This window comes from uncultured Erythrobacter sp., assembly GCF_947492365.1.
Classification (GTDB): domain Bacteria; phylum Pseudomonadota; class Alphaproteobacteria; order Sphingomonadales; family Sphingomonadaceae; genus Erythrobacter.
Map to the genome: position 1 here is coordinate 401598 of NZ_CANLMB010000001.1, position 21686 is coordinate 423283.

Annotated in this window: 21 protein-coding genes and 2 tRNA genes; 10 read left to right on the top strand and 13 right to left on the bottom strand. The window is 61.8% G+C overall.

Going from position 1 to position 21686, the window contains the following annotated elements:
* Positions 1 to 15: 15 nt before the first annotated feature.
* From Q0887_RS01970 to Q0887_RS01980, 3 genes are read left to right on the top strand one after another with little or no spacing between them, the layout of a single operon-like run.
* Positions 16 to 411, top strand: a complete 396-nt coding sequence (locus Q0887_RS01970; protein WP_299191903.1) for a hypothetical protein — start codon at positions 16 to 18, stop codon at positions 409 to 411.
* The gene (gene ubiA, locus Q0887_RS01975) at positions 408 to 1319 is read left to right on the top strand and encodes a 4-hydroxybenzoate octaprenyltransferase (RefSeq protein ID WP_299191904.1); all 912 of its coding nucleotides are present in this window, start codon (positions 408 to 410) and stop codon (positions 1317 to 1319) included. The genes Q0887_RS01970 and ubiA overlap by 4 nt, the downstream gene beginning before the upstream one ends.
* Entirely contained in the window at positions 1319 to 1975 is a 657-nt protein-coding gene (locus Q0887_RS01980; RefSeq protein WP_299191906.1) for an SOS response-associated peptidase family protein, read from the top strand. Before ubiA ends, Q0887_RS01980 begins: the two co-directional genes overlap by 1 nt.
* Positions 1976 to 2027: 52 nt before the next feature.
* On the opposite strand, the gene Q0887_RS01985 is transcribed toward Q0887_RS01980, so the two are convergent.
* Positions 2028 to 2429 carry a VOC family protein gene (locus Q0887_RS01985; protein ID WP_299191908.1) on the bottom strand — a complete coding sequence of 134 codons (402 nt, stop codon included), beginning with the start codon at positions 2427 to 2429 and terminating at the stop codon, positions 2028 to 2030.
* Between the two features lie 126 nt (positions 2430 to 2555).
* Between Q0887_RS01985 and soxR the strand changes: the two genes are divergently transcribed.
* Entirely contained in the window at positions 2556 to 3038 is a 483-nt protein-coding gene (gene soxR, locus Q0887_RS01990; RefSeq protein WP_299191910.1) for a redox-sensitive transcriptional activator SoxR, read from the top strand.
* On the opposite strand, the gene Q0887_RS01995 is transcribed toward soxR, so the two are convergent.
* The 4 genes from Q0887_RS01995 to Q0887_RS02010 form a co-directional block, all read right to left on the bottom strand.
* Complete coding sequence (locus tag Q0887_RS01995) at positions 3039 to 3578, bottom strand: histidine phosphatase family protein (protein WP_299191911.1); 540 nt, start codon at positions 3576 to 3578, stop codon at positions 3039 to 3041. It lies immediately after the preceding gene.
* Positions 3579 to 3784: 206 nt separating this feature from the next.
* The gene (locus tag Q0887_RS02000) at positions 3785 to 4732 is read right to left on the bottom strand and encodes a sterol desaturase family protein (protein ID WP_299191913.1); all 948 of its coding nucleotides are present in this window, start codon (positions 4730 to 4732) and stop codon (positions 3785 to 3787) included.
* Positions 4733 to 4839: 107 nt separating this feature from the next.
* Complete coding sequence (locus Q0887_RS02005) at positions 4840 to 5928, bottom strand: helix-turn-helix domain-containing protein (protein ID WP_299191914.1); 1089 nt, start codon at positions 5926 to 5928, stop codon at positions 4840 to 4842.
* Complete coding sequence (locus tag Q0887_RS02010) at positions 5925 to 8717, bottom strand: ATP-dependent DNA helicase (RefSeq protein ID WP_299195184.1); 2793 nt, start codon at positions 8715 to 8717, stop codon at positions 5925 to 5927. The genes Q0887_RS02005 and Q0887_RS02010 overlap by 4 nt, the downstream gene beginning before the upstream one ends.
* Before the next feature lie 136 nt (positions 8718 to 8853).
* On the opposite strand from Q0887_RS02010, the gene Q0887_RS02015 reads away from it, so the two are divergent.
* The 3 genes from Q0887_RS02015 (at position 8854) to Q0887_RS02025 (ending at position 11903) form a co-directional block, all read left to right on the top strand.
* Complete coding sequence (locus tag Q0887_RS02015) at positions 8854 to 9282, top strand: nuclear transport factor 2 family protein (RefSeq protein ID WP_299191915.1); 429 nt, start codon at positions 8854 to 8856, stop codon at positions 9280 to 9282.
* 109 nt (positions 9283 to 9391) lie between these two features.
* A complete protein-coding gene (locus Q0887_RS02020) occupies positions 9392 to 10030 on the top strand; it encodes a hypothetical protein (protein ID WP_299191917.1) in 639 nt (212 codons plus the stop codon).
* Between the two features lie 262 nt (positions 10031 to 10292).
* Positions 10293 to 11903, top strand: a complete 1611-nt coding sequence (locus Q0887_RS02025) for a lysine--tRNA ligase (protein WP_299191919.1) — start codon at positions 10293 to 10295, stop codon at positions 11901 to 11903.
* A gap of 144 nt (positions 11904 to 12047) precedes the next feature.
* On the opposite strand, the gene Q0887_RS02030 is transcribed toward Q0887_RS02025, so the two are convergent.
* Entirely contained in the window at positions 12048 to 12716 is a 669-nt protein-coding gene (locus Q0887_RS02030) for a 2OG-Fe(II) oxygenase (protein ID WP_299191921.1), read from the bottom strand.
* A gap of 83 nt (positions 12717 to 12799) precedes the next feature.
* Positions 12800 to 13954: an RcnB family protein gene (locus tag Q0887_RS02035; protein WP_299191922.1), complete on the bottom strand. Its 1155-nt coding sequence runs from the start codon at positions 13952 to 13954 to the stop codon at positions 12800 to 12802.
* A gap of 199 nt (positions 13955 to 14153) precedes the next feature.
* Here Q0887_RS02035 and Q0887_RS02040 point away from each other — a divergent pair, with 199 nt between their 5' ends.
* On the top strand, positions 14154 to 14741 hold the full coding sequence (locus tag Q0887_RS02040) for a pyridoxamine 5'-phosphate oxidase family protein (RefSeq protein ID WP_299191924.1): 588 nt from the start codon (positions 14154 to 14156) through the stop codon (positions 14739 to 14741).
* Here Q0887_RS02040 and Q0887_RS02045 read toward each other — a convergent pair.
* Complete coding sequence (locus tag Q0887_RS02045) at positions 14738 to 15460, bottom strand: GGDEF domain-containing protein (RefSeq protein ID WP_299191926.1); 723 nt, start codon at positions 15458 to 15460, stop codon at positions 14738 to 14740. The two genes, Q0887_RS02040 and Q0887_RS02045, sit on opposite strands and share 4 nt — an antisense overlap.
* A 221-nt stretch (positions 15461 to 15681) precedes the next feature.
* Between Q0887_RS02045 and Q0887_RS02050 the strand changes: the two genes are divergently transcribed.
* Entirely contained in the window at positions 15682 to 15981 is a 300-nt protein-coding gene (locus tag Q0887_RS02050; RefSeq protein WP_299191928.1) for a GIY-YIG nuclease family protein, read from the top strand.
* Positions 15982 to 16140: 159 nt separating this feature from the next.
* Here the strand turns inward: Q0887_RS02050 and Q0887_RS02055 are convergent, their stop codons facing one another.
* Positions 16141 to 17064, bottom strand: a complete 924-nt coding sequence (locus Q0887_RS02055) for a TIR domain-containing protein (RefSeq protein ID WP_299191930.1) — start codon at positions 17062 to 17064, stop codon at positions 16141 to 16143.
* 9 nt (positions 17065 to 17073) lie between these two features.
* Positions 17074 to 18747, bottom strand: a complete 1674-nt coding sequence (gene ettA / locus Q0887_RS02060; protein WP_299191932.1) for an energy-dependent translational throttle protein EttA — start codon at positions 18745 to 18747, stop codon at positions 17074 to 17076.
* Between the two features lie 113 nt (positions 18748 to 18860).
* On the opposite strand from ettA, the gene Q0887_RS02065 reads away from it, so the two are divergent.
* Entirely contained in the window at positions 18861 to 20291 is a 1431-nt protein-coding gene (locus Q0887_RS02065) for a M20/M25/M40 family metallo-hydrolase (protein ID WP_299191934.1), read from the top strand.
* Positions 20292 to 20336: 45 nt separating this feature from the next.
* Here the strand turns inward: Q0887_RS02065 and Q0887_RS02070 are convergent.
* The 3 genes from Q0887_RS02070 to Q0887_RS02080 form a co-directional block, all read right to left on the bottom strand.
* Positions 20337 to 20413: transfer RNA gene (locus tag Q0887_RS02070), tRNA-Pro, on the bottom strand.
* Positions 20414 to 20453: 40 nt separating this feature from the next.
* Positions 20454 to 20530 (bottom strand) — tRNA-Ile (locus Q0887_RS02075).
* Positions 20531 to 20623: 93 nt separating this feature from the next.
* Positions 20624 to 21610: a polysaccharide deacetylase family protein gene (locus Q0887_RS02080; RefSeq protein ID WP_299195187.1), complete on the bottom strand. Its 987-nt coding sequence runs from the start codon at positions 21608 to 21610 to the stop codon at positions 20624 to 20626.
* Positions 21611 to 21686: the final 76 nt, after the last annotated feature.

Consider the following 21686-nt stretch of genomic DNA (forward strand, 5'->3'; position numbering starts at 1 on the left):
GCTAGGGAGCAAGTCATGACCGCTCATACGGCCCGCAACTTTGCGCAATTCTACATCGCGCTCGTCTTTTTGGGACTGGGCGGCTGGGCGCTGTTCTTTCCCGGTCATGTGATTGATGTCGCCGTGACCGAAGCTTTCCGCGAGAACACCTTCCTGATGCGCTTCACCATGGCGTGTTTCGGGGCGCAGGCGGTGCTGTTCGGGATCATGGCGCTGGCGGTGCGGTGGAGCGCGCACGGCTTTCTGGTCTTCGCGGCCGCGCTGCTGCCGTTCTTCTGGTTCAATTACCATTTCCACTATGTAGAGCCGGTGCTGACCTCGATCGGGATGCTCGACTTTGCCGGAAACCTGACAATGTTGATAGCGGCGGTGATTGGCTGGCGGGCAGCGCTAGCTGAGGTTCAAGCGTGAGCGAAGAGATCGTCCCCGACACAGAGCATCGCGGGCTGATCGCGCGTCTGCCGCAGCTCCCCCGCGACCTTGCGCAATTGGCGCGGTTTGACCGGCCTATCGGCTGGTGGCTGCTGTTCTGGCCCTGCGTTTTCGGCGTCTGGCTCGCCGGAGCGGGGCCGCAATTTGCGCTGCTCGGCTGGTTGCTGCTCGGATCGATTGCGATGCGCGGTGCGGGCTGCATTTTCAACGATATTGTCGACGCCGATCTCGACAAGCAAGTCGCGCGCACGGCAGTTCGCCCGGTTGCCAGCGGAAGGGTGAGCAAGAAACTCGCGTGGGGCTGGCTCATCGCGCTCAGTCTGGTGGGTCTGCTGGTGCTGCTCCAACTTCGGATCGAAGCGCAATTGATCGCGCTGGCGAGCCTCGCTTTGGTGGCGGCCTATCCGTTTATGAAGCGCATCACGTGGTGGCCGCAGGCGTGGCTGGGCATGGTCTTCACATGGGGGCTGCTCGTCGGCTGGAGCGAGCTTCGCTGGGACAATTGGGACGCGCTTGCGGCGATCTATGCGGGCTGCATCGCTTGGGTGATCGGCTTCGACACGATCTACGCTCTGCAAGACCGCGAGGATGATGCGCTGGTCGGGATCAAGTCCTCGGCGCTGCGCATGGGGGGCAAGGTCCATGCTGGGATCGCCGCGTTTTATGCGGCGGCAATTGCGCTGTGGAGCCTCGGCATCTGGCTCTACCGGCCCGATATCTTCGCGGTTCTGACATTGCTGCCGGTGGCGCTGCATCTGGTGTGGCAGGTGGCAACGCTTGATCCTGCCGATCCCGACAATCCGCTTGAACGCTTCCGTTCCAATCGCTGGGCGGGCGCGCTGATGGCGGCTGCGTGTTTCATCGTCGGGAATGCGGGCGCGGGCTGATGTGCAACCTCTACCGCATGACCAAGAACAAGGACGAGGTCGCGCGCCTGTTTGACGCAGATGACGCATCGGGCGGCGCTAATTTCGGCGAGGAGGTCTATCCCGGCTATCCCGGACTGGTCGTTGCAGAAGGTGCGGTGAAGCAGATGAGCTGGGGTTTCCCGCTGGTGATGAAGGGCAAGAACGGCCAGCCGCTAAAGCCCAAGCCGGTCAACAATGCGCGCACGGACAAGCTCGACAGTTTCTTTTGGCGGCATTCGTTTGAGGAGCGCCGCTGCCTGATCCCGCTCACCGCATGGGCCGAGGCGCAAGGGGCGAAGGGGGCGAAGACCCGCACATGGCTCTCGCTTCCCGGGCTTTCGCTGCCAGACGCGGAACTGTTCGCCTGCGCAGGCGTATGGCGGCAGTCGGATGAGTGGGGCGCGGTCTATTCGATGGTGATGACCGAGAGCGCCGGATCGGCTGCGGAACCAGTCCACAGCCGGATGCCGGTGCTGCTTCGGCCGGAGGATTATCGCGGCTGGGTGTCCGGCTCACCCGAGGAGGCCAAGGCCCTGTGCAAGGCGTGGAGCGGCGAGCTTAATATCGAGCGCACCGACCAGCCATGGACGCGGTCTGCATCGAAGGGTGAGGCGGGCCAGACTAGCTTGCTCTGATCCTTGTCGGACGGGCCGCGGAACAGCGGTTCGCGCAGGAGAGGCTCGTTCATCACACATTCTCCGCATAGCTGACGATCTCGAACTCGATCCCGTCCCAGTCGAAGAAATAGAAGCGCTTGCCCGGATAGTAATCGCCGTGGCTGAAGGTCTCCAAACCGGCGGCGATCACGGTCTTTTCGGCCGCATCGAGATCGTCGACCACTAACCCGAGATGGTTGAGCGGCTGGCCCTTCCTGTAGGCGAGGTCGCCGCCCTTCTTCAGGTCGTCATTGGTGTAAACCGCGATGTAATCGGTGCCGTGGCCGGGCACCCCGACATGGATCGTCTCTCCGCCCAGCTGCGAAGGCCCGCGCCAGCGTTCCTCCCAGCCGAGCAACTGTTTGAGCAATTCGGCGCTGCGGTCGGGGCGGGAAACGGTGAGATTGGCGTGTTCGAGTTTTCCTTTGGCCATGGTCTGGCACTCCTTCTTTCGAGGTTTCTCCGGCGACTTGCGGCTGGCCGCGAATCGCCTTGTGCCAGCATCATGCAACCTCAACCTAACTTGAGATCAAGAGATTTCTTTGCTAAGCCGCATGCCATGGCAAACACACGCACAATCCCGCACCCAATCTCGCATAGGGACCTCATCCCTATCGGCGAAATGGCTCGGCGGACCGGGCTGTCGGTTTCGGCGATCCGATTTTACGAAGACAAGGGCCTGATCGAGCCGGTGCGCACCAGCGGGAACCAGCGGCGCTTTCTGCGCTCTGACCTGCGGCGGGTGAGCTTCATCCTCATCGCGCAGCAGCTCGGCCTGACATTGGGCGAGATTGACGAGGAAATGGGCAAGCTTCCCCATGGCCGGACCCCCAATGCCCGCGACTGGCGCGCAATCAGCGCCTCGATCCGCGACCGGATCGAAGCGCGCATTGCCGAGCTGGAGCGGATGCGCGACCGGCTGGATGGATGTATCGGCTGCGGGTGCCTGAGCCTGAAGACCTGCGCGATCTACAATCCCGATGACCGGCTGGCCGAGCAGGGCCCCGGACCGCGCGCAGTGCTGGGCGCAGTTTCGGGCTAACTAGCCCTCCGGCCCCAATTCCGGATCAAGATCGCGCGGGCGGGCCAGATGGATCAGCTTTGCACAACGCGGGCGCAGTTCGGCCCAGCTGTCGATCTTGCATTCGAGCACCGCATAGGTCGCTGTCGGGAATTTGACGCAGGCCTCGTGGAACAGATCATTCTCGCGCGCGGGTGAAACCAGCTCCAGGATCACCTCCTGCAAGCCGGGATTGTGGCCCGACATCAGGATCGTGTTCGCCTCATCCTCTCCCGACCCTGCATGTTCCTGTGCGACCTCCATGATCGTCTCGAAACTCGCCAGATAGAGTTTTTGGTCATATATCGGCGTGAATTCGGGCAGGCCGCTTTCAAGCGTCTCTGTCACGCGGATGGCAGGGCTGGCGATCAGCCGGTCCCACTTTATCCCATGTTCGCGGATATGATTGCCGATCAGCGCCGCACCGCGCCGCCCCCGGTCGTTCAACCCGCGGTCGAAATCGCGTTTGGCCATATCGTCCCATTCGGACTTCGCATGGCGCAGGAGACCCAGAATCTTCACGGACGTTCGCTTTTCCCACCTGTCTGCGCGCAGGACTGCGGCGCAAGCGCCCCTTTTGGCATTTTCAGAGCCGCCTGAAAAGGAATTGCGGCAGTCCCTCTAGCGCCAAACGGGCAGCCCGATTGGGGAACGCCGTCTGGGGAAGGCGCATGAGCGACTGCCGCATAAGGCGGGCTGGAGAATTCGCCCGCGCTATTGGAGGGAGGTCAGGCGATGCCGCCTTCAACCGCGACCAGCCAGCCATTCAGCGTGATGGCGGTGGCGAGCAGCGCGGCCATCAGCACGCTGATCTTTTCCGCCGCGCGCGGGCCGATGGAGGGCAGGCGAATGGGCTTGGCGCTCTTGCGGAACTCTTCCTTGTAGCGCGGATGCTCGGTGCCCATCATCCGGTCCCACCAGGTGAAATAGAAACCGTAATTCCCGCTCGACGAATGGTGCAGATCGTGATGGGTGGTGGTGCTGATCCAATCGGTGAGGGGGTTGTCGACCCAGCCTGCCGGAAACAACTCGCTGCCGGCATGCGCCATCACATTGCGGATTATCATGTGCCACAGGAACAGGAACATCGCGAAGCCAGCGAATGCGAGGCCCAACAGGCTGGTGATGAAGAGGAACAGCGGCACAAAGGCAGCCTCCGCAGCGGCTTCCCAGCTGGAGAAGCTGTAAGCGGTCCACGGTGTAGGCGTGCGCGATTTGTGGTGATGCAGATGGGTCGCCTTGAACAGCGCCTTGGTATGCATCGCGCGGTGGATCCAGTAGAAATAGGCGTCGTGCAAGACCACGATCAGCGCAAAGTTCCAAGCGACGGTGAAGAGCGGCGCGCTTTCAATTTCGAGCAGGATCACCCCTGCCTCTATCCCGATCACGGTCGCCAATGTCGTCACCCCGAAAACGAACACTGTGCGCAAAGAAGAGAGCACTTCGCGGGTATAATCCTGCCGCGATGCGCTGCGCTTGGTCTGGATGCGCCGAGCCTTGGCCCAGCCGCTGAAGACCAGCAGCAGCAATGTAAGCACGCCGGCAGCGATCAGGTAACGCCCCAGATCGAAATAGAGGACGTTCATGAAATGCGCGCCGACGCGCTCGATCACATAGGTGAGAGTCGAGGGCTCTTCTGCGGCAGTGAGAGCGGCTAACAGGTTGAGGGCAGTCATCGCGGCGGTCTTCCTTTCGAGGTCTGCACCGAAACTGCCCGATGCGCCCTCACAAGTCCCCGCATCGCTGAAAAATGCCGGTCAATTTCAAAACTGAAGGCCTATTTTCAGTTTTGACCAGTCGCTGTCAGCGCCTCGGCAGGCTCTTCATTGAAGGCCAAGCGTCTGAATTCGCTGGGTGTTGTGCCGGTTTCACTACGGAAAGCGCGGTTGAACGTGGGGAGCGAATTATACCCAAGGTCCATCGCGATTGTGAGCACTGGAAGGTCCACATCATCGCGGCTGGACAGCTTCTCACGCGCCTCGGCGATCCGGTGGCGGTTCAGGAACGCGCTGAAATTGCGGTAGCCAAGCCGCTGGTTAATCAGCGCGCGCAGCCGGTGTTCGGGCGTGTCGAGCCGGTCAGCAAGGCCCGCAATGGTGAGGCCGGTTTCGCGGTATGCACCCTCTGCCATTGCAGCGGTCAGCTTGTCATGCAGCACGCTTTCCGATGGAGAGAGGTCGAGCGCTTCGGGTTCCTCTTCCTCCTCATCTGCGAGCGAGGGCCGGGCTTTGTCGAGCAGCAATTCGCCATCCGAACGGAACAGCGCAATCGCGGAGAACAGCATCAAGACAAAGATCAGCAATGAATTGAGCAACTGCGCCACCGGCGATCGTCCATCCAGCAGGCCAGCCACTTCGAACAGTTCGAAGATCAGGATGCTGGCTACCTGTGCGGCTACGAGCAAAGGGAGCCACAGGCGGATGGTGCGGCGCTGTTCGACCAGGTCGTCGTCGCGCTCGAACACGCCAACCCGCACAAGGTCGGCGATCAGCACCAGCGCAATGAAGTGCATCGACAAGAAGCCTGCCGGTTGGGTCCACGGCATGAAATTGGCGATGAACCAGCTGACCAAAAGCGCGGCAGCCGCGCCGAGCAGCATCCGTCTTTCCGGAGGGCGCTCAAACAGGTTTCTGGCGAACAACCAGATAAAGAACGTTGTCGAGACCGAAACCAGATCGACCCACGGGTCGAACGGGCCGTTGGGTATGGTCAAAGGCGTTGAATTGATCAGATATCCGATCGCGCCAATGACAAGTCCGGCGAGCGGAATTTTGAGCTCTCTGCGGATATCGTTGGCGACGATCATCGCCACCAGCATGAGGCCCGAGCCGAGCGCCATGATGCGCACCAGATAGTTCAGCTCTTCGATCATGCGAATGTATCTGGCACTTCGGCGTCGAGTTTGCCACCCGCTTCGCCGGTTGCGCTCGGGCTTTCGCCGATCAATCCCTTGCTCACCCGCTCCAATGCCTCGTCGAGGGTGACGCGGCGGACCTGGGTGCCTTCGGGAAAGGCGCTAAGCAGGCGCGAGGGGAAGGCGGCGGAGAGCACCACGAAGTGCCCGGCGTCATCCTTGTTCCTGATCAGCCGGCCAAAGGCCTGCGCCAGCCGCGCGCGAATGATGCGGTCGTCAAACTGCCCGCCGGTTCCGCCGGTGTTGGCAGCAGCCGCGCGGCGGGCCTTGTGGAGGATATCGGGGCGCGGCCACGGAACCGCCTCCAGCACCACGCATCTCAGCGACCGGCCCGGCACGTCCACCCCGTCGCGCAAGGCATCGGTGCCGAGCAGGCTGGCGCGCGGATCATCTCGGAAGATATCGACCAGCGTGCCGGTGTCGATCGGATCGACATGCTGTGCGTATATCGGCAGGCCTTCGCGCGCGAGCCGGTCGGCGATCCGTCCATGGACCGCGCGCATCCGCCGGATTGCGGTGAACAGGCCCAGAACCCCGCCTTCGCTCGCCTCGATCAGCCGCGCATAGGCACCCGCTAGCCCCGGTAGATCGCCCTTTTTCACATCGGTGACGATCAGCACTTCGGCGCGGGATGCGTAGTCGAAGGGGCTTTCGGCAGCGGTCAGCAGCGGCTCGCTTTCGATATGCGCCGCGCCGGAGCGGTGGATGGCTGTCGCCCACGGATCACCCGCCTCGCTGCCGATCCTGTCAGTCAGCGTCGCGCTGGTCAGCATCACGCCGTGCGCGGGTTCGAGCACGGTCTTGGCAAAGGGCTTCATCGGGTCGAGCCAGCGGCGGTGGATCGCCACGTCGAACTCGCGCGCATCGGAGCGGTCAACCGCAAGCCAGTCGACAAATTCGGGGTCCGCCGGTCCGCCCAGCCGTGCCAGCAGGCTCTCCCACGCCGCCAGCAGATCGACCCGCCATTGGAGAGAGAAACGCGCGCCTTCGATCCGCGCTCTGCCCTGACCGTCGAGCCAGTCGGGCGGGTCGGCCATGATTGCCTCCAGCCGTCCGCCAAGCCGGATCAACGGCGCGCGGATGCCAGCCAGCGCTTCGGCGGCGGCGCTCGCGGCTTCGATCACTTCGCCCGGAAGCCCGCTGGCCTCGGTTTCAATCCCGTAGCCTGCGTCGATCCCCGCCGAACCCTTGGCGCTTTCATCGCGGGCATAGGTGGCGGTGCGCACAGCGGAGAGCAGCGCTTCAACTGCTCCCAATGGCTCGCCATCGACCAACCTTTGCAGCCAGCCTTCGCCGGGAAGCGCCTTGCCCGCTTCACTGGCGTCTTCGATGGCCTCGCCGCCTTCATCGTCATAGCTGGCCACATCGGCAAGGCGCGCGGAGAGACCGCGGCGGCGGCCTCTGTTCTTGCGTTCCGGCCCGACGATCCAGCGGCGCAGTTCGATGGCCTCTTGGCCTGAAAGCGTGGCGGCGAAGGTGGAATCGGCGGCTTCGAAGACGTGGTGGCCCTCGTCAAAGATGATGCGGGTTGGTCTTTGAGCGTGGTCGCGGCCTCTCGCGGCGTTGACCATCACCAAAGCGTGATTGGCGATCACAAGGTCGGCCTGCGCGCTGTCTCTTGCCGAGCGTTCGATGAAGCACTTTCGGTAATGCGGACAGCCGGCATAGATGCACTCACCGCGCTGATCGGTGAGCGCGGCGATCCCGCGTTTGCGGAAGAGCGTGCCCAGCCATCCGGGCAGGTCGCCCCCGATCATATCGCCGTCGCGGGTAAAGCTCGCCCAGCGCGCAACCAGCTGGGCAAGTATCGCGGGACGGCCCGAAAAACCGCCTTGCAATGCGTCTTCGAGGTTGAGAAGGCAGAGATAGTTCTCGCGCCCTTTGCGCACCACAACCGGCGGCGTTCCGTCGGGGCGTTTGACCGGCCAAGCACGGCGGCTTTCACTGCGCAATTGCCGCTGGAGGTTCTTGGTGAAGGTCGACACCCACACCGTCCCTCCCGAAGCGCCCGCCCAGAGCGAGGACGGGGCGAGATAGCCCAAGGTCTTGCCGATCCCCGTGCCTGCTTGCGCCAATGCAATATGCGGCAGCTCGCGCCGGTCACGCGGGGCAAAGATGCGCGCGGCGTCCTGAGCATAGGCGCGCTGGCCCTCGCGTTTTTCCGATCCTTCGCCCGTCAGCGCGTCGAGCGCCCCCAGCACCTGCTCGCCGGGCAATTCGACTTGCGAAGGCGGCGCGCGCTCGCCTGCTTCCTCCCATTCGGGCAGGGTCGCAAACAGCCATTTCTCCGCCCGCTCGGGCGTTGCAAGATGCGGTTTCAAGACCTGCGCCCACGGCCAGCGCAGCCGCTCGAGCGATTGGAGCACGCTCCACGCACCGGAGCGTTCGAACCATTCGGGATCCTCGCAGGCCGCGACCATCGCGCCTGCGGCCTTTTGCAGGAAGGCGGGCACGTCGGCATCGCCTTCCGGCTCCTCCAGTTCCAGCGCCTCTGCCAGACCGCGCGGCGTAGGCACGCAAAAGCGCGCCGGATGCACAAAGGCGAACAGTTCGAGCAGGTCGAGGCCGGAAAGGTCGGGATAGCCCAGCCGGTTGGCGACCAGCGGGGCGTTCAGCAGCAGAACCGGCGTATCCGCGGCGCCCATGATCGCCTCACCCTTCGAAACCGCGCCTGTGACGCCGTTGGCCGGGCGCAGCCAATTGCCTCCGTGGCTTGCATGAAGCGCGGGGAGGGGAACCGGAACAATCGAAGGAAGGGCAGGGGGCGAATTCACGATCTGCCGATGATGGTCACCTGAAAACCATATGTAAACGAGTGCGCGGCATAGTTCTGTGGTTTTGAGACGTCGCAGGTCTTTCAGGGAGGATACTTTGCGTACGAGAATGATGTTCGCAATCGGGGCAATGTTTGCTCTGACGCCTGCCGCGCTTGCCGAGCAGGTGGACTCCAACGCACCCGCGGCAGACAGCGCCGAAATGGCCGAAATGCGCGCAAGGGTCGCGGCGGTTCAGGCGCATGTTGATGCATATCGTTCGGGCAATCTGGACCGCTTTGTCGCGACTTTCACTCCCGATGCCGAAGTGCATGCCAACGGCATGGTTGCGGTTGGCCGCGAACAGATCCGCGCGCTCTACGCCGCCAACTTCGCTCCCGGCGCGCCATCGATCCGGATCGATGACAGCGGGGTCAATGGCCAGTTTGTCTATTTGTCGGTCGGCTATATTTTCGCTGATGGTCAGGAGATGTGCTGCTCTTATTCCGAATATGAAGTGTCAGGCGGCAAAATTGCCTATCTGGCGACGAGCGGCTGAGGGTCCGGCGATGAGTTTCGGCAGAAAAGGATTGGCTGCAGGGCAGACCGCACCACGCCCCGGCGGATTTGGTCAGGCGGGCGCTGGCTCTAATGCCAGAGCGCCTCAAATGACGTCTCTTGAGATCGCAGCCAAGCGCGAGGCTTTCATCGCCTCCGAACGCGCCCGCATAGCGCATCAGGGGCTAGCTCCGGCGCAGCCGCAGCAGAGCGATCAGATTTCCAGCATCGATGGCACTCCCTACGAGGACCCGATGATCAATCTTCGCAATATGCGCCCCACCGAACGTCCGGCGCGGCGCATGGAGCCTGCGCAACCTATGGGCGGAGGGCCGATTGGCGCGAGTGGACTGTCAGCTGCGCAAGAGGCCGAAATTCGCGCGGCGGCTCGCGGCATGGCACGGGGTGAAGCGCCCCGGATGCCCGGCGGGTCGGGCGGCGCGCGGGGCAAATCGGGCAAGACCTTCTTCTTCGGCGATCCTGCCGGACGCAGCCTGGGAATGGCCTATCTGATCTGGTTCGTAATCGGCCAGACCAGCCTGCACCGCGTCTATTGCGGGCACGGCGAAAGCGCAATCTATCAGGTCGGCCTGCTGATCGGCAGCATAATCGCCGCCTTCATCTTCCTGCCCTTCGCCTTTGGGATTGTCATCTGGATGATCTGGTTGTTTGCCGATCTGTTCCTGATGCCGGGCATGATGCGGCGTTTCAAAGCCAAATATGACTACGACACGGGCGTATTCGACTAGGGACTGACGTCGCAGCCCTGATCTGCCCGCTGTCCTACACGCAGCGGCCCAGGTATCATCGGCGGACCATGCGCGATTCCCACCCAGCCGCTCTGCCGAAAGGCAAAGGTTACACTCTGCACCCCGCATTTCGCCTGCAAAGCCGCAGAATAGCGCGGCTGCGCGGAACGCAATTGTTTTTCAAAGACCCCACTTGCGCGGTCCAAGTCTCGCCACCTTCGCACTTGCACAATCGCATGCTTGGCATAAAAGCGGCCCCACTATGACAGACAGCAGACTCATCGAAACCGCCCGCAATTCGAAAGCCTGGCCCTTCCAGGAGGCACAGCGCCTCGCCAAACGGCTTCGCGGCGGAAAACCGAATGGTGAGCCTGTGCTGTTCGAGACCGGCTATGGCCCCTCAGGCCTGCCGCATATCGGCACGTTTCAGGAGGTGCTTCGCACCACGCTTGTCCGCCGCGCCTACGAAGCGCTGACGGGTGAAAAGACGCGCCTCGTCGCCTTCAGCGATGACATGGACGGGCTGCGCAAAGTGCCTGACAACGTGCCGAACAAGGAGATGCTCGGCGAGCATCTGGGCAAGCCGCTGTCGCGCATCCCCAACCCGTTCGGCACGCAGCATGACAGCTTCGCCGCGCACAACAACGCGCAGCTGCGTGCCTTCCTCGACCAGTTCGGCTTCGACTACGAGTTCGTAAGCTCCTCGGACCGCTACAATAGCGGCGCCTTCGACGATGCCCTGCGCGGCGTGCTGCGCGGCTTTGATGCGATCCTCGACATCATGCTGCCGACCTTGGGTGAGGAACGGCGCAAGACCTACTCTCCCGTGATGCCGGTCAGCCCGACCACGGGCGAGGTGTTGCAGGTCGCGGTTGAAGTGGTCGATGCCGAAGCAGGCACGATCCGCTTCACCGACGCCGATGGCAGCTTGGTCGAGCAGAGCGCGCTGGGCGGCATGTCCAAATGCCAGTGGAAGGTCGACTGGGCGATGCGCTGGGTCGCGCTCGGCGTCGATTACGAGATGTATGGCAAGGACTTGACCGATAGCGGCGTGCAATCGGGCAAGATCGCGCGCGTGCTTGGCGGGAACAAGCCTGAAGGCTTGATCTACGAGATGTTCCTCGACGAAAAGGGCGAGAAGATCAGCAAGTCGAAGGGCAATGGCCTGTCGATCGAGGAATGGCTCGAGTATGGCAGCGAGGAGAGCCTCGGCTTCTACATCTTCGCCAATCCCAAGAGCGCCAAGCAGCTCCACGCAGGGGTCATCCCCAAGGCGATCGACGATTACTGGCAGTTCCGTGAGCGCCTGCCCGAGCAACCGCTCGACAAGCAGATGGGCAATGCGGTCTGGCACTTGCTGCGCGCTAATGAGCGGCGCGATACGCCGGATGCGCCGGGGGCGGGGGACAGCCTGTCGGTGCCTTACAGCTTGCTGCTCAACCTTGTGAGCGTGCTCGGGCTTGAGGCAACACCTCAGAACCTTGCGGAGTATGTGGCGAGCTATACCGGCAAGCCAGTGACCGACCCTGCGCTGGAGCGGCTGATCGAGGCAGCGGTGCACTATAACCGCGACTTCGTGGCGCAAACGCTCAACAAGCGCGCGCCTGCTGGCGGTGAAGTGGCTGCGTTGAAGGAGCTTGATGCCGCTCTGGCTTCGGCTGGCGCGGGCGCGAGTGCGGAAGACCTGCAAACCATGGTCTACGAGATCGGTAAGCGCGAGGAGTTCGGTTTCGAGTCCCTGCGCGACTGGTTCCGCGCGCTCTACGAAACGCTGCTGGGATCAGAGCAAGGCCCGCGCATGGGCAGCTTCATCGCGCTCTACGGGGTGGAGCCAACGCGCAAGCTGATCGCAGAGGCGTTGGAGAGAACCTAACCACCCTCGTCATTGCGAGGAGCCCGAGGGGCGACGCGGCAATCCATCTTCTGACGGTGCGCCATGGTGGAACATTCAAAGATGGATTGCTTCGGCTTCGCCTCGTAATGACGAGATAGAGGCGAGACGCGACTTTCTACTTTCCTACTTCCAATTCCGCGTGCGATACCATTTGGTGATGATGTACTTGGCACCTTTCACCACAGGGGTGCCAGCATGCATTGTCTGCTCGTTGGGGCGGCCATCGGGTAGCGCGTTGTTCCAGACGAGCAAGACACCGGGTTTGGGCTCTATCTTGATGCCGATCTCGGTGAAGTGCGTCTCGCCGCCTTCTTCGACCTCGTTGAGGAAGGCCATGGTTGTCCAACTGCGCTGACCGCCGCGTTTGCGCTCGCCCTGCCAGTACTTCTCGGAGGTGTAGAACCAGTCATTATGCGGCTTGAATTGCTGGCCCGGTAGATAGCGCTGTCCCTGAATCGCTTCGCCGATCTTGGGATCAACGCCGAGCAGGTCGTCGATCCGCCGTCCAATCCCTTTGACGAAGCTGTCATAGGGATCGAGGTCGCCAGAATAGGAGGTGCGAAAGCCGCTTTCATAGCCGATCTCGTGCAGCGAAGAGGGCCGCGCGGTGTGATCGACCATTAGGCACAGCCGCTCGCATTCGGCGGCGCTGAGGAAGTCACCGATGGCGTAAAGCTCGGCCTTGTCGGTGTCGATCTTGTAAACGCCGGGGTCAGCTTCGAGCCGTTCGCGCACAGACTTGCCAACGCGGCGCAGCGCATCCTGATCGGGGACAGTTTCGGTCTTGGTCATAGGCAGTGCTTAGCAAGCGAAACGCAAAAGCAAACCCCCGCCGGATCGCTCCAGCGGGGGCTGCTGTCAGGTCATCGCGGATCTTACCAGAAGAAGTCGTGAATCACGTCGACCACTTCGCCGGTATAGATATCGACCAGCACGACATCGTCGTAATAGCGCACCCAGCGATACGGTCCGTAGACCTCGGGCAGGCGGTACGACCATGGGTCGTTGATGTAGTAGCGCGATCCGAAGAACAGGCTGTCGAGATAGAAGCCGATGCTCAAGCGGTTGTAACGGTGCGCGCGGTACGGGGCGTAGTAACGACCCAGGCGGAAGATGCTGCGGTTCGCGCGGCGATAGTCACGCCAGCGATAGCGGCGGTTGTCGCGCCAGGTCTGGCGGTTCCACCGGCGGTAGGCGCGGCGCTCTGCACGGCGATCTGCCCGGCGCTCGGCCCGGCGTTCAGCACGGCGGCCGTCTCTTACACCGTCACGGTAGTCACGGCGGACCCTGCGGTCACTGCGGCGGTCATAGCGGCGCTCTGCGCGGCGGTCCGACCGGCGTTCTGCACGGCGATCAGCGCGCCGATCACCGCGGCGCTCAACCCGGTCGGCCCTGCGATCACCGCGACGCTCGACCCGGTCCGCGCGGCGGTCACCGCGGCGTTCTACACGGTCGGCACGGCGGTCTGTGCGGCGATCAACGCGGCCTGCGGCACCGTCACGGCCCCGACGCTCAAGCCGGTCCGAACGGCGGTCTCCGCGGCGCTCTGTCCGGTCTGCGCGGCGATCCGAGCGACGGTCAACGCGATCAGCGCGGCGGTCTGTGCGGCGATCTACCCGGTCTGCCCTGCGGTCCGCACGGCGGGCGGGTCTGCTCTGCGTGCGCGGTTCGGCCCTGCGTTCAGCGCGACGTTCTGCACGTCGTTCCGAGCGGCGTTCTGCACGGGGCTCGTCGCGTCTTTCAGCACGTCGTTCAGCACGTCGCGGCGTAGCTCTGCGCGACTGGCGCTCCACATTTTGTGTCGAGCGGCTGCGCTCCATTTCTGATCGGTCGCTCCAGGACTGGCCGCGCTGGGCGCGGCGCTCACTGCGTCGTTGGGCGCGGCGATCCTGCCTCGACTGTTCGGCTTCTGCGCTGGCCTCGGCTGCACCGGCGCTCGCCGCGTGAGCAACTTGCGCAGGAGCAAACGCCGCCATTGCAAATGCAAGGGCGGACAGGGCGCTGCCTCTGAGTAACAGGGTGATATCCATAATGTGCCTCCAGTGTCGCCGCCCCACCACTTACGGCTTGATTGATAGTCCTGCCGGTCCTTTCCGACCGATACAACTGTGTAATACGGGCGAGTCGCTGACAGCATCCTGAACCGGCTGGTAAGGGCTACGTTAATGTTGGACTGCGTTTTTCTGAACACCTTGACCCTTCCCCGCAAAGCCACGATGGCGCAGATCCATGTTTGAATCGCTAGAAGATGTGCATCGAGACCTTGCCGCCCGGCTTGAGGTTGCGGCGAGTGACCGGCGATCCGGCATGCATGTGCCTGCGGTCGTAACCAGCGATGTCGATGCGCGCACAATGGTCTTGCGTGAGTTTGACCCGCAGTCATGGAGCCTTCGTTTCCACACCGATTGCCGCGCTCCCAAGGTTACAGCTATCGAGGCGGATCCGCGCATGGCGGTGCTGTTCTATGACAGGTCCGCCAAGGTCCAGATCCGTGTGCGGGGGATCGGCGAGGTCCTGCGCGAAGGGCCTCTGGTCGAAGCTGCGTGGCAGGAAAGCGATAACTTCGCCCGCCGCTGCTATCTGGGCGAAGGGCCCGGCGCATTAGCCGATGCGCCCACATCCGGTCTGCCCAGCGAATTTGAAGGGATCGAGCCGAGCGATGAGCAGATCATCCCTGCACGGCCCAACTTCGCCATTGTACGTGTCGAGTTGCGCGAGCTGGATTGGTTCTACCTCGCCCATACCGGGCATATCCGCGCGCAGTTCGAACGCGGTGAAAGCGCGCAGGATTGGCGCGGAATTTGGGCCGCGCCCTAAGCTGCGGCGGCACCTCTGCCACCAGCGGCCCGTGCCTCGCGTGCGGGTTCAGGAGCAGGCAGGAACTTCACTTCCTCCCATTCGCTCGCCACGATGATCCGGTCCTCGCCATGCGATTGCGCGGCGTCGAGCGCGGCGTTGGCGCGGGCGCGCAGATCGTCGTCGCTTTCTCCGTTAAGCCGCTCGGCCACGCCAAAGCTGGCGGTGAGGCGCATGCCTTCATCAAGACCCGGCACCGGCGTTTGAGCGAGCCTTTGCATCAGCCTTTGCGCGATGGCGCCCGCTTCGTTTTCGCTTGCTCCCTTGGCCACGATCACGATGCTTTCGTCTTCGGCGCTGGTAACGATGTCAGTTCCGCGAACACCGGCGCGCATGACCTGAGCAACCTGCGCAATCGCCTCTGAGCGGGTGTCCTGACCCCAGACCTGCCGGATTTGCGCGGCGTGGTCGATGCGGCCGCTCAAGACGGCGGTTTTGGCTGGCGATTGAACAGTCTTGCGGGGTGTGTGGTCGGCAACTGCACTCGCGCGGGCTTCGAAAGTCGGTCGGTCGAACAATCCCGTCAGAGGATCGGCAGATTCGGTCCGGCGAGCCATGGCGCGAAAGGCGAACATGGCCAACACCGAAATGACCGCAATCGTTGCGATCAGCATCAGGTCCGATACGCCTGATCCCCACGCCACGCCAGTTCCGGCTAACGCGCTTTCGACTACGCCCATGAAAGTGCCCCTCTTTTCCCTATCGGTAAGGGGAATGCCCTATGCGCGGTTAAAGGGGCGTAAAGGACGAAAGGCATTTGTGGCGCGTAGGCAGGAGCGGTTGGATTCGGTCTTCAAAGAGCCAGCGACGAATGAAGCGGGCGTTTGACGGGGTGGGAAATGCGAGGGTTCGTCGTCACCCCGGGCTTGACCCGGGGTCCCGCTTACTTCTTCTTTGCCCCATGGATCGCGAGAAGCACGGCGGTTGGACCTACATCATGGCGGACCGCTATCGCGGGACGATCTATGTTGGGGTGACTTCGGATCTGTCCGCGCGCGTCAGCCGGCACCGGTCTGGCAAAGGCTCCGATTTCTGCGCGCGGTACGAGCTAAAACGGCTGGTCTGGGCGGAGAGCTTCGCGAGCATCGAGGAAGCGATCACTTTCGAGAAACGCCTCAAACGCTGGCGACGCGATTGGAAGCTCGACCTGATCGAAAAGGCGAACCCCGATTGGGCCGACCTCTACGATCACCTGATCTGAGCACCCCCTCTATCCCGTCATCCGAAACAACACTCTCCGTCATACCGGACTTGATCCGGCATCCCGCTAACTTCCGGCTTGGCGCGCGGGAACAAGAAGCGGGACCCCGGATCAAGTCCGGGGTGACGGATGGCGCGTACGAAGAGCGAAATAGACCGTTCACAACTCCGACAGGTCAATGCCTCTGACATTGCCATTCTCAAATTGAACTACAGCTATGTTACCCTTAATGCTCCGAATGATGCCTTTTCCATATGCGTTATGGTTCACTGAATCACCAATGGCTGGCGAAGAAGACGCGAGCGCCTGCCCAAGAATATCTCCAACGCTTGGTTCGTGATCCAATCCCTTAGTATTTGAATTAGCTTCTTCCACAAGGCGTCGCCAATACTGCTTGTTACCCGTTTGATTGACATAGGGGATCAACTCGGCGACTGCGTCCCTTGGAAGTGTTCTACGCATCTCAGATTGTTCTAAGAGTGTCTCGCTTACGTCTGCTTCAATCGAATCAATTGTGGATTCAATTCCATCAATGCGAGAGCCTATTCTTTGAAGAAGGCTATAAACATCTTGAATCTTTAGCGCTTTCTCAGACTTAGGAGATGCTGCGGGGACGTTCCCGAGCTGGCCTTCTAACGCCGGCCACATTGCGTCAAATCGCCTGTCGATCGGCTCGGGAGGCAGCTCCCAAAGCTTGCCGAAACTTTGAACCACCGCGTGAATATCTTCCTTTGCAAATGACTTGCTCTGAAACTGATTCAGGGGAGTGTCAGCAATGTCACCCACTGAGATATCCCATAGCAATGGCACGACGTTTGAATTTGCTAGCCGCTTTGAAATCGCTCCAGCCTCAAAGTTAAGCCAAGGGGCGCCTTTGTTTTCGTCTGTAACAAGAATAAGTCCTGCGTCGCAGCTATCCAGCGCCTGTGCAATTTCATCACTCCATCGCCTTCCGCTATCTATCTCTTTCGAGAGGAAGATATCGTTTATTCCAAGGACATCTTGGAAAAATGTTTTCAATATTGGGGCGATCTGACCAGCTTGCGCACGGGACCAGCTGACGAAGAGGCGATGCTTTGACATTTGCGCTAATTACCGCGTCAACTTCTTATAAGCCAGCCTTGTAGGCCGGTCCGCCGCATCACCCAGCCTGCGCCGTTTGTCTTCCTCATACGACTCAAAGTTCCCCTCGAACCACTCGACGTGGGAGTTGCCCTCAAACGCCAGAATGTGCGTTGCGAGGCGGTCGAGGAAGAAACGGTCGTGCGAGATGACCACGGCGCAGCCGGCGAAGTTCTCGATTGCGTCTTCGAGTGCGCCCAATGTCTCGACGTCGAGGTCGTTGGTTGGTTCGTCGAGCAGCAGCACGTTGCCGCCTTGCTTGAGCATTTTGGCCATGTGCACGCGGTTGCGTTCGCCGCCTGACAGTTTGCCGACATTCTTCTGCTGGTCGCCGCCCTTGAAGTTGAACGCGCCCACATAGGCGCGGGTCGAGGTGTCGTGGCCGTTGACCTGCATGTAATCGAGCCCGTCGGAGATTTCCTCCCAGACGTTGTTCTTGGGGTTCAGGTCATCGCGGCTTTGGTCGACATAGCCCAGATGGACTGTCTCGCCGATTTCGATCGAGCCGGTGTCGGGGGTTTCCTGCCCCGTAATCATGCGGAACAGCGTCGATTTACCCGCGCCATTGGGGCCGATCACGCCGACAATGCCACCGGGGGGCAGCATGAAGGACAGGTTTTCGAACAGCAGCTTGTCGCCGTAAGCTTTCGAGATGTTTTTCGCCTCGATCACCTTGCCGCCGAGGCGCTCGGGTACCTGAATTACGATTTGCGCTTTGCCCGGTGCGCGTCCGGCCTGCGCTTCCTGCAATTGCTCGAACTTGCGGATACGCGCTTTGGACTTGGTCTGGCGCGCGGCAGGCGTCTGCCTGATCCATTCCAGCTCGCGGGATAGCGCTTTCTGCTTGCCCGATTCCTCGCGGCTTTCCTGTTCGAGACGCTTGGCTTTCTTCTCCAGATAGGTCGAGTAATTGCCCTCGTACGGGTAGTAGGTACCGCGATCGAGTTCGAGGATCCACTCCACCACATTGTCGAGGAAGTAGCGATCGTGGGTGATCATCAGGACGGCGCCTGCATATTCCTTGAGGTGGTTTTCAAGCCATTCGACGCTTTCTGCATCCAAGTGGTTGGTCGGCTCGTCGAGCAGCAGGATCGACGGCTTCTGGATCAGCAGGCGGGTAAGCGCAACGCGGCGCTTCTCACCGCCTGAAAGGTTGTCGACCGCCATGTCCGAAGGCGGGCAGCGCAGGGCCTCCATCGCGATCTCGAGCTGGTTGTCGAGCGTCCAGCCATCGACCGCGTCAATCTTGGTCTGGAGGTCGGCCATTTCATCGCCGAGCTTCTCGTAGTCAGCATCAGGCTCTGCCATTTGCGCAGCGACTGCGTTGTAACGGTCGACGAGATCAGCGGTTTCGCGCGCGCCGTCCTTGACGTTTTCGAGAACGGTTTTGGACGTGTCGAGCTCAGGCTCCTGCGGCAGATAGCCGACGGTGATGTTCTCGCCCGGCCATGCCTCGCCAGTGAAATCGGTGTCGATACCTGCCATGATCTTCATCAGCGTCGATTTGCCCGCACCATTGGGGCCGACAATGCCGATCTTCGCGCCTTGATAGAATTGCAGGTTGATGTTCGCGAGCACCGGCTTTTGCGCGCCGGGGAAGCTCTTGGTCATGCCCTTCATTACGAAGGCGTATTGCGCGGCCATGTGGCAGTCCTTTGGAAAAATCGTGTGTGTGATTGCTTGCGCGCCCAGATAGTCGGCGCGCCCCCACAGGGCAAGCTGGACTTGGGCCCCATCGCTCGATAGCACGCTGTCTCATGAAAAAGACACTCTTCGCGCTTGCCGCGCTTTCGCTTCCTGTTGCAGCTTTCGCCGATGGCCATGCCGAGACTTCGACCGACCCGCATATGTCGGTTGAGGCGATGGCTGATGCGACTTTGACGCAGGACACAATCGCGTGGGATTTCGTCGAAGGGATCACAACCGAAGTTGGCCCGCGTCAGGCAGGGACCGAGGCTGAAACACGCGCGCGCGAGTGGGCGGTGGCGTGGCTGATCGAAAACGGCTTTGAAAATGTCGCGGATGAGCCGTTCGAGATGGAGACATGGGTGCCCGGCAATCTGGCGACTGCGCGGGTCACGGCTCCCTTTGCGCAGGACATGGTGATCCAGCCGCTCGGCAACAGCGCACCGACGCCGGTTGGTGGGCTAGAGGCAGAGGTGGTGTTCTTCCGCACTGTGGCCGAACTCGCGGCGGCTCCCGAAGGTTCGCTGGACGGCAAGATCGCTTATATCAGCCACGAAATGCGCCGCGCGCAGGACGGCTCGCATTACGGGTTTGCCGGCCCCGCGCGCTGGGTCGCATCGGGCATTGCTGCGAGCAAGGGCGCGGCGGCGACCGTCATCAAATCGGTTGGCACCGACTATCACCGCAACCCGCATACGGGCGGCACCAGCTGGCCTGAGGGCGTTTCGCCCACTCCGGCCGGCGCTCTCTCGATCCCCGATGCGGAGAACCTTGAGCGGATGTTCGCGCGTGCAGATGGACGTCCGATCACCATGCGGATCGAGATGAACCCCGAATTCATCGGCACCACGATCAGCGGCAATGTCGTGGGCGAGATCGTCGGTCGCAACCCCGATCTCCCGCCGGTTTTGATCGCGTGTCACATTGACAGCTGGTGGAATGCGCCGGGTGCCTTTGACGATGGCGCAGGCTGCGGGATTGTTGCTGCGGCTGCGCTCCATGTGTCGCACACTGGTCAGCCCTTGCGCACGATCCGTGTGCTGTTTGCAGGTGCAGAGGAAGTGGGCCTGTGGGGCAGCCGCGCCTATTCCGAGGCGCATATCGACGAACATATCGGGGTCGGTCTGGAGAGCGACTTTGGTGCGGACCGTATCTGGCGATTTGAAAGCAACTTCCGCGAGAGCAACCCCGATCTCCACGCAAGGCTGGCAGCGTCGGTCGCGCGCTTCGGTGTGGCGGGTTCGACGATTACTGCAAGCGGCGGAGCAGACATCAACATCTCGCGCGATCAGGGAGGGGCGATCATCGACCTTCAGCAGGACGGGACGCGCTATTTCGACCTGCACCACACGCCCGACGACACGCTCGACAAGATCGATCCGGTGCAGCTGCGCCAGAATGTCGCGGTGTGGACGCAGATTGTCGGCATTCTCGCCAACGAACCGCGCTCGATCCAGACGGGCGGTCCGATCCCCAGCGCTCCTGCGATCATGGAAGAGTAATCTGAGGGGGCAGTCCGGTGGCAGTCCCCCTCAAAATGGTTGAAATGGTCGGGGAGAGAGGATTCGAACCTCCGACCCCCTGTACCCAAAACAGGTGCGCTACCTGGCTGCGCCACTCCCCGAACCGATTTCAACTGCCATGCCGCTATTCACGTGAATTCCTGGTGGGCCCGGCAGGACTCGAACCCGCGACCTAGCCGTTATGAGCGGCCAGCTCTAACCAACTGAGCTACAGGCCCATAGGTCCCAAGAATTCGCCGTAGTGGCAAAAGCAGCGCCGCCTCTACAGCGCTCTCAGCCAAGACACAAGCATCACTGTTGGCCGATTGTGATTAGCGCAGCGCGGCTTCGATAATTTCGCGCGCTGTGACCGATCGAACGCCGCGTTTGCCGAGATAGGCATAGACCGCGCGCAGCCAGTCATAGAGCGCCTCGACGCCGGCTTCGTCCTCGGCATATTCGGTGTTGCCGGGTGCGAGGCTGGGGCTGTGCAGCGACAGGACCAGCACTGGCAGATTGTCGTCGAGCGCGATGTCGATCCCGCGGATCGCTTCGTCAATGGTGACGCCTTCGGGGGTGAGCGCGATCCTTTCGAGCAGGCCGAATCTGGAAAATCCGCCGAAAAAGGTCGGCAGATGGCGCTGCAAGCGGTGGATCTGGCGACCCAGCTGCCTGAGCATTCCCCAATAGATCGTTGTCAGAGGCAGTTCGAGCAGCGCACGGTCTTCATCGACCCAATAGGGGCGGACCGGATGATTGGTGTAATCAGGGCCGCCATCATGGCTGTAATCAAACAGCGAGCGCACCGATGTGTCGATAGCAATTCCGCCTGATTTCAGGATCTCGGAGCTGGCCGGTCCCAACCCATACCGACCGGCGCGATAGATTTGCGGGGCAGTGCCAAAGGCTGCTTCGATCCGGTCGCGCAAGAGGGAGAACTTGGCCTCCTCCTGATCGCGCGGGAGATTGCCGACATAGGAGTTGCGCGCATTCACCTCTTCATCAAAGGGCGGGTTGACCCATGGATGCAACTGCACACCAACCTCCGCCGCGCCGCGCTTCACTGCATCGCCGATGATCTCCACCGCACGCGGATCATTGGCGATCGGCCAGTCGACCAGATAGACCGGATGCGCGCCGATTTCTTCGCAAAAGCTCTGAAAGCGAGGCAGCGCCTCGACATGTTTGAGACCGTGGCCGTCACGCGTAAAAGGAGCCTCCCAGTCGAACTCCTCTTCGGTATCGATAGTCAGCAGCACACGTTGGCCGAATTCGGGACCGAAGCCGGCAGGGCGCGGCTGGGCAGGCGCTTCGTTCATCGAAACGCTCCCTTGCGGCGAAACTCCACCCTGTTCAGTCATTTCGCCTGCCCTTCGTGCCCACTGGCGGTGATGA

Excerpts from the sequence above, each read along its gene's own strand:
- Q0887_RS02020 (WP_299191917.1), top strand. The coding sequence starts at position 9,392 with ATGACGTCTCTTGAGATCGCAGCCAAGCGCGAGGCTTTCATCGCCTCC.
- Q0887_RS01980 (WP_299191906.1), top strand. The coding sequence starts at position 1,319 with ATGTGCAACCTCTACCGCATGACCAAGAACAAGGACGAGGTCGCGCGC.
- ettA (WP_299191932.1), bottom strand. The coding sequence starts at position 18,747 with ATGGCCGCGCAATACGCCTTCGTAATGAAGGGCATGACCAAGAGCTTC.
- Q0887_RS02030 (WP_299191921.1), bottom strand. The coding sequence starts at position 12,716 with ATGACCAAGACCGAAACTGTCCCCGATCAGGATGCGCTGCGCCGCGTT.
- Q0887_RS02015 (WP_299191915.1), top strand. The coding sequence starts at position 8,854 with ATGATGTTCGCAATCGGGGCAATGTTTGCTCTGACGCCTGCCGCGCTT.
- soxR (WP_299191910.1), top strand. The coding sequence starts at position 2,556 with ATGGCAAACACACGCACAATCCCGCACCCAATCTCGCATAGGGACCTC.
- Q0887_RS02040 (WP_299191924.1), top strand. The coding sequence starts at position 14,154 with ATGTTTGAATCGCTAGAAGATGTGCATCGAGACCTTGCCGCCCGGCTT.
- Q0887_RS02025 (WP_299191919.1), top strand. The coding sequence starts at position 10,293 with ATGACAGACAGCAGACTCATCGAAACCGCCCGCAATTCGAAAGCCTGG.
- Q0887_RS02055 (WP_299191930.1), bottom strand. The coding sequence starts at position 17,064 with ATGTCAAAGCATCGCCTCTTCGTCAGCTGGTCCCGTGCGCAAGCTGGT.
- Q0887_RS02045 (WP_299191926.1), bottom strand. The coding sequence starts at position 15,460 with ATGGGCGTAGTCGAAAGCGCGTTAGCCGGAACTGGCGTGGCGTGGGGA.
- Q0887_RS02000 (WP_299191913.1), bottom strand. The coding sequence starts at position 4,732 with ATGACTGCCCTCAACCTGTTAGCCGCTCTCACTGCCGCAGAAGAGCCC.
- Q0887_RS02080 (WP_299195187.1), bottom strand. The coding sequence starts at position 21,610 with ATGAACGAAGCGCCTGCCCAGCCGCGCCCTGCCGGCTTCGGTCCCGAA.
- Q0887_RS02035 (WP_299191922.1), bottom strand. The coding sequence starts at position 13,954 with ATGGATATCACCCTGTTACTCAGAGGCAGCGCCCTGTCCGCCCTTGCA.
- Q0887_RS02050 (WP_299191928.1), top strand. The coding sequence starts at position 15,682 with ATGGATCGCGAGAAGCACGGCGGTTGGACCTACATCATGGCGGACCGC.
- Q0887_RS02005 (WP_299191914.1), bottom strand. The coding sequence starts at position 5,928 with ATGATCGAAGAGCTGAACTATCTGGTGCGCATCATGGCGCTCGGCTCG.
- Q0887_RS02065 (WP_299191934.1), top strand. The coding sequence starts at position 18,861 with ATGAAAAAGACACTCTTCGCGCTTGCCGCGCTTTCGCTTCCTGTTGCA.
- Q0887_RS01985 (WP_299191908.1), bottom strand. The coding sequence starts at position 2,429 with ATGGCCAAAGGAAAACTCGAACACGCCAATCTCACCGTTTCCCGCCCC.
- Q0887_RS01970 (WP_299191903.1), top strand. The coding sequence starts at position 16 with ATGACCGCTCATACGGCCCGCAACTTTGCGCAATTCTACATCGCGCTC.